The organism is Algoriphagus sp., from assembly GCF_024305035.1.
GTDB lineage: Bacteria > Bacteroidota > Bacteroidia > Cytophagales > Cyclobacteriaceae > Algoriphagus.
Window position 1 is genome coordinate 1 of the sequence record NZ_JAMWZB010000059.1, and the last position, 1534, is coordinate 1534.

A 1534-nucleotide genomic window follows, 5' to 3' on the forward strand; every position below is an offset into this window, starting at 1 on the left:
CTCCTGCCCAATTATTATAAACTTTTCATTAATAAAAAATCAAACTAAGCAAAGATGGGGTTGCTCGGGTGGATACACCTGTACCACCCTGTTGCTATATATATATCGCTGTTGATGGCTGGTGAAGTTTATTTTCAGTCGCATAAATTCGATACCTTTGGAGCTAATTACTTTTCTAAACGGATTTGTATAGCACACCAAAAATTGAAAATTCCGAAGGGGCCATTACCGAAAGGTTTCAGTCCAAATCAACTTATTGGGTGGGTAGAATGATTATTTACGGATTTTTATAGAGCGTTCATTTTTTAGTCCCTTTCATTAAAATCGTTGTAAAACTACATTTATATGTGTGCAAATATCTTTCCAGTTACTTTTTTTTAGTTAAGTTGTTTTTCATGGGATAAAGCGGGCAAACTTGACATTAGTTTTTGCAGGGATAATGTTTAATTTTTTCTATACTTTAAGGATTATGGAGATCAATTTTGGCATCCGAAGGGGAAGATAATTCCTAAATAGAAGTAGTCACTAGTCCTCTTTTAGATCTGAAATCAGAGATTGGAAGAGTACAAAATAATTGATATGAGTTAATCTGTGTTCTCTTTTGAAATGAGGGAATGACTTTTGGTTTTTGCGGGTTAATTCTCAAAAAAAACTATTGATTTTGACTATGAGTATTGAGTTTTTGGATACAGTTAAAAGCACTTAGATTGATGATAAATGTTTTTTGTTTTTATTTGGTTTCAAAAACATGTTTTGAAACCATAAATTTTTTGAGTGCATAATTCAAAAATTAATCTTTGGAGATTAAATACTTAAATAATCAAAGGCTTCTCATGAAAAGATTAATTTTCACCTTCCTATTTATTTTATCTTTTGCGCATTTTTCCCGTGCACAAGTTGGTATCGGTACTAAAAGCCCTCATCAATCTGCAGCATTGGAGATTAAAGCAATCGATAAGGGTTTGCTGATCTCTAGGATGTCTAGAGCAGAACGAATAGGAATTCAACGTCCCGCTACTGGGTTGCTTGTTTATCAATTGGACGAGGCTGCGGGTTTTTATTATTTCAATGGGGAGAATTGGGTTATTCTTAAGACTATTTTTCAAGAAAATGCTGATTGGAATTCAAGCGTTGGAGCTTCTGAAATATTGAATAAGCCTGATCTTTCCGCTGTTAGCTTGTCGGGAGAATTCTCGGACTTGAAAAATATCCCAGCACTTGTATATGTTTCAGATACTTCAAAAATGCTTATCCCTTATTTAACTGCTGGAAAATTAATGCCCTATCTGGAAATTAAGGCAGATAAAGAAGCGTTGCTTCTGGAAATTGAGCGTGCAAAGACAGCAGAAGAGAAACTGGCAAATGATCTTGTTACCGAAACGACACGGGCAATCGTAGTTGAAAGAGAATTGCAGACTAATATTGAGACTGTTCAGGAAAATGTGAATAGCAACAAGACAGTCACAGATGCAGCGCTTGCCTTAAAAGAAAACAGTTCCAACAAATCCACGGACGTGACTTTGTCAGATGAGAC

1 pseudogene is annotated in these 1534 nt (G+C 35.1%); it reads left to right on the plus strand.

What is annotated here, in order from left to right:
- Positions 1-833 precede the first annotated feature (833 nt).
- Positions 834-1534 (plus strand): annotated as a pseudogene (locus tag Q0L00_RS19345) (hypothetical protein); the annotation flags it as partial.